Genomic DNA, 3,773 nt, shown 5'->3' on the forward strand with positions numbered 1-3,773 from the left:
CATCGAGGGTTCCGTGACAAAGACTATCGAAGGCGTCCATAGCGAAGTCCGCGTGATGGGCGAAAGTCAGGACGACAACGACATCAAGTATGTGATGGCGACCGTCAAGAACGACCAGATGCCGTTTGCAAAGCCTCTTGTCGTGAACTGGAACGAAAACGAGGGCCCTGCAAAGAAGACCGCTGAACTTCAGACGGCTGTAGAAAAGGCGAGCTCAATCCACCTTGAATACACGGTAAATGGGCACTCCCAGAACGGCAACAACTGGGAAATTAACCGCTTTGTCGATGTCGATGACGAATTTAACGGTGCTAAAGACAGCTACCTCATCAAGTCGGTGACGTTCTCTCTTGACAGGCAGAACGGAAAGCGTACGCGCCTGGAACTCCAGCCGGGGGGTGCATTATGATGAAATTTTTCACAAGTATTGTTTCGAGCTGCAAAGATATCGCGGGCAAGCTTCGCGGCGTAGACGCGAAGGAGAACGGGCGCGATGTCGAAGGCCGCCAGCTGATGCAGCAATTCGGCTTTATTTCCATCCCGCCAAGCGGTTCGCGCATTCTCTTCCTGGAATTTGGGAACGTGATTGTCGGCGTCGCAAGTGACGGCAAGGACCGCCCCGCCGTAAAGGAGGGCGAAACGGCGCTTTACAGCGACAAGGCCCACTACATCATCCTCAAGGATGACGGCACCATCGCCATCAAGGCGGATGGCGGTGTCGATGTCGATGGCGACCTGCGCGTGAACGGCGAGGTGAGCGGCAAGCTCTCCAAGCTGCGCGACAACTACAACCAGCACACCCACATAGGCAACCTCGGCGCTCCTACGGCACCGACGGACAAACAGGACACGGGGGCGTAAATGCTTGACCTGGACACTCTCGATTCCGAATTTTCCCGGATTGTCAAGTCTGCCGACGGCAAGACAAGCGTGGCCCCGCAGCTCGCCAAGGCCTACGACGACTACGCCAAGGGCGGCATCATTCTCGGTGCGGACCTTTCGGCGGGTGGCGACAAGTCTCTCCTGGAAAGCGCGTTCTCGGTGCTCGACCCGTCCAGCGGGACGCCTGCCAACATGGCGGCGAAGCTCTGCGCTTACTGGCAGGGCCTTCCTAAGCCCGGAATCCCGTCGCACGGTGGTGTGGCTGTCGTGTCCGTCGTTCCGACCTTCGCGGCTGCCCAGGCGGGCGTTCTGGCTGCCATAATGGCCTGCGTCACCACAAATGAAGTTCAAAAGCCATACAAGAAGCTTTTCGGAGACATTGAAACCGTCTTGAAGACCGCCGTCTGCACCGTCACCGAGACCATGCCCACAACACCGCCGAGCCCGTCACCTTTCCCGGAGACATTACAATGACTACTGACCAGATTAAAGAAGAAGTCCAGCTTTCGCTTACCGTCGCCAAGGGTTCCTTTTACAAGAAGCCCGAATTTGGCCACCGCTTCAAAGAACTTGCCCGGGAAGTGGCGTCCGAAAAGACCAGGAGCAGGGCCGAGACATACGCCGCCGAGGCGTTGCAGTGGATGATTGACTACAAGCACCTTAAAAGCGTCGTATCGACGGCCACCTATGTCGATAGCGACAAGCTCCAGGTGCATGTGGAATGTGTCGCATACAATGGCGACGTGATTGAATTTACCCGTTTCGTGGAGGTTAAACAATGGCCGTAACAGTTGACCAGATCTTTCAGCGCATGGTGACAGATGCGAAGAATATAGACCCTCTGATAAATATCAGCCAGGGCACGGAAACCTATATCCGTTTTGCCACCGCCGCGTCCGCCATTTGGGGCCTGTACAAGCAGATGGACTGGACTCTTGACCAGATTTTCCCGACCACGATGAACCAGGCAAGCCTGGAACAGTGGGCGAACGACCGAGGGCTCGACTACAGCAACTTGACCGCAAGCGAGCTCTTGACGCTCATCCTGTCGTATCTCCGCAACCCGAAGAGTGGCGGCAAGCCAAGCGACTACGAACGCTGGGCGCTCGAAGCGTCTTCTACCGGCAAGGCCGTCGAGCTCGAATCCTCGATGATTTCCGGCAATATGCCCGACCTGAGCGCCGCCAACACCGTCAAGCCGCACGACCGCGAGAACATCGCCTTTACCTGCGGTTCCAGCGACACCGAAAAGTATGTCGTGATTGACTTGGGCGGTTCCAAGGAAATTTTCGGCATCGGGCTCGGTTTCATTACCAACCGACCGGCTTCTTTCAATGTCTATACGTCCGACGATGGCTCAACCTGGACAAAGCAGGGCAAGGTCGATGCAGCCTACTGGTGGGCCATGGCCACCTTCGAATCCGTTTCTACCCGCTATGTCAAGGTAGAACTCGACGAAATCGAGGCGCTCGAAAGCTGGCAGACTGCATCCCTGAACGCTGTCAAGTGCTTCGGCATCGAGATCTACGAACCGGCTGAATCCGACGAGGCTCCGTCCACATCCCGCTGCCTCAAGAACTACTACGGCGTGGGCACGGTTCTCATGCTCATCGGCCCGAGCACGCTATCGATGCGATGCTGCGAAGCCGTCCGCGTCAAGTGCGAAGACGAAGGCCCGGTGGCACCGCGTGAAATATGGGTCAATGTCCCTGTAGAAACGACACTTTCCCTGCGCGTCACGGTAAGCGGCTTGTCCAATATGGACGAAGACGGCTTCCGGGAAGACGTGACCAAGTATTTTGCCGACCTCAGCGCAGGCGACCTGTTTATCCCCGCCCAGATTGTCGTGTTCGTGCTCAAGCACGGCGGTTCCAATGCCGTTGTCGAGGTCTCGAAGAACGGCGGGGCGTACCAGGAACAGACTTCGGCAATCTATCCCGAAAATGAAACAGACCGATTTGTCCTTGGTGAACTGGTGGTGCAGTAATGAGTGAAAATTTTTTCGATAGTCGGCATTACAGGGCGCTCTCGCGGCTGCACCCGCTCCAGATGGACCTGGAAGAGTATGCGGTGTGCAAGGAACTCGACCGTGCCCTGGAAAGTGCAGACGGCGTTTACCGCGAAATCTTCCCCAGTTCGGCCACCGCAACGCTCGAAAAGTGGGAAGACCTCTACGAATTAGGCCATTCCGGCACCATTGAAGCCCGCAGGGCGGCGCTCCTGGAAGCCATCAACCGCGATTCGGGCATTGCCGAACGCCACTACAAGGCGCTTGCCGCGTCGATGGGCTTTGAAATCGACATCGTGAAGCCGCCGAGGATGTTCAGGGTAGGCGTTTCCCGAATTGGATTTCCTGTATATGACCCGGACGAACAGTACACCTGGACCGTGACCAGCGACCACCCGCAGCACGGCATTTACCGTATCGTGGACCTGCTCGAAGCCGAGAAAATCCCGTTTACGCAGATCCGCTGGCAGCTCTCTAAAGAAAAATTCCTCGAACTTGAGGACGGCAAGCTCCTGAAGCTCGAAAGCGACAAATTCCTTATCGTGGAGAATGAAAATGAATAAAATCAATTTTAAAACGGGAGATATCATACCCCCGGAACTGATGAATGCCTTGCAGAATCCGTCGTTCACGAATGATGAAGAAGAGGCCGGACACTTGCCATTGCCGCCCAACTACGGCAAAAAGGTCCAGGTGTTCAATACGGAAAACCGTGCAGTGGACCTGTCTACCGCTTCGAGCGGCTTTGCAGTCGTTATCCATCACAGTTCTTCGCTTTCCGGCGAGCCTGAAACGGTCACGATTGACGGCGTCGGCGGCACCGGGGACGCTCAGGCCTGCGACCAGGGCTTCCATGCCGTTTGCGATGGGAGTCAGATCCAGG

6 protein-coding genes and 1 pseudogene are annotated in these 3,773 nt (G+C 56.2%); all 7 read left to right on the top strand.

Annotated elements, in window-relative coordinates; genetic code table 11:
* A pseudogene (locus tag Q0628_RS08725) lies at positions 1–409 on the top strand (hypothetical protein); the annotation flags it as partial.
* Entirely contained in the window at positions 406–861 is a 456-nt protein-coding gene (locus tag Q0628_RS08730; RefSeq protein ID WP_298770167.1) for a hypothetical protein, read from the top strand. The pseudogene Q0628_RS08725 and the gene Q0628_RS08730, both read left to right, overlap by 4 nt.
* Positions 862–1,356: a hypothetical protein gene (locus Q0628_RS08735; protein ID WP_173345764.1), complete on the top strand. Its 495-nt coding sequence runs from the start codon at positions 862–864 to the stop codon at positions 1,354–1,356. It abuts the gene before it with no gap.
* Complete coding sequence (locus tag Q0628_RS08740; RefSeq protein WP_173345765.1) at positions 1,353–1,670, top strand: phage GP46 family protein; 318 nt, start codon at positions 1,353–1,355, stop codon at positions 1,668–1,670. The genes Q0628_RS08735 and Q0628_RS08740 overlap by 4 nt, the downstream gene beginning before the upstream one ends.
* Positions 1,661–2,869 carry a discoidin domain-containing protein gene (locus Q0628_RS08745; RefSeq protein WP_298770172.1) on the top strand — a complete coding sequence of 403 codons (1,209 nt, stop codon included), beginning with the start codon at positions 1,661–1,663 and terminating at the stop codon, positions 2,867–2,869. The genes Q0628_RS08740 and Q0628_RS08745 overlap by 10 nt, the downstream gene beginning before the upstream one ends.
* Positions 2,869–3,453 (top strand): putative phage tail protein, encoded by a 585-nt coding sequence (locus tag Q0628_RS08750; RefSeq protein ID WP_298770174.1) that lies wholly within the window; start codon positions 2,869–2,871, stop codon positions 3,451–3,453. The genes Q0628_RS08745 and Q0628_RS08750 overlap by 1 nt, the downstream gene beginning before the upstream one ends.
* Positions 3,446–3,773 (top strand): hypothetical protein (locus Q0628_RS08755; protein WP_298770176.1); only part of this gene is annotated, 328 nt, incomplete at its 3' end. The genes Q0628_RS08750 and Q0628_RS08755, both read left to right, overlap by 8 nt.

It is taken from the genome of uncultured Fibrobacter sp. (genome assembly GCF_937877005.1).
In the GTDB taxonomy this organism is placed as follows: domain Bacteria; phylum Fibrobacterota; class Fibrobacteria; order Fibrobacterales; family Fibrobacteraceae; genus Fibrobacter.

What these genes read in the sequence shown, in the direction of transcription:
- Q0628_RS08745 (WP_298770172.1), top strand. Translation starts at nt 1,661, where the DNA reads ATGGCCGTAACAGTTGACCAGATCTTTCAGCGCATGGTGACAGATGCG.
- Q0628_RS08750 (WP_298770174.1), top strand. Translation starts at nt 2,869, where the DNA reads ATGAGTGAAAATTTTTTCGATAGTCGGCATTACAGGGCGCTCTCGCGG.
- Q0628_RS08735 (WP_173345764.1), top strand. Translation starts at nt 862, where the DNA reads ATGCTTGACCTGGACACTCTCGATTCCGAATTTTCCCGGATTGTCAAG.
- Q0628_RS08740 (WP_173345765.1), top strand. Translation starts at nt 1,353, where the DNA reads ATGACTACTGACCAGATTAAAGAAGAAGTCCAGCTTTCGCTTACCGTC.
- Q0628_RS08730 (WP_298770167.1), top strand. Translation starts at nt 406, where the DNA reads ATGATGAAATTTTTCACAAGTATTGTTTCGAGCTGCAAAGATATCGCG.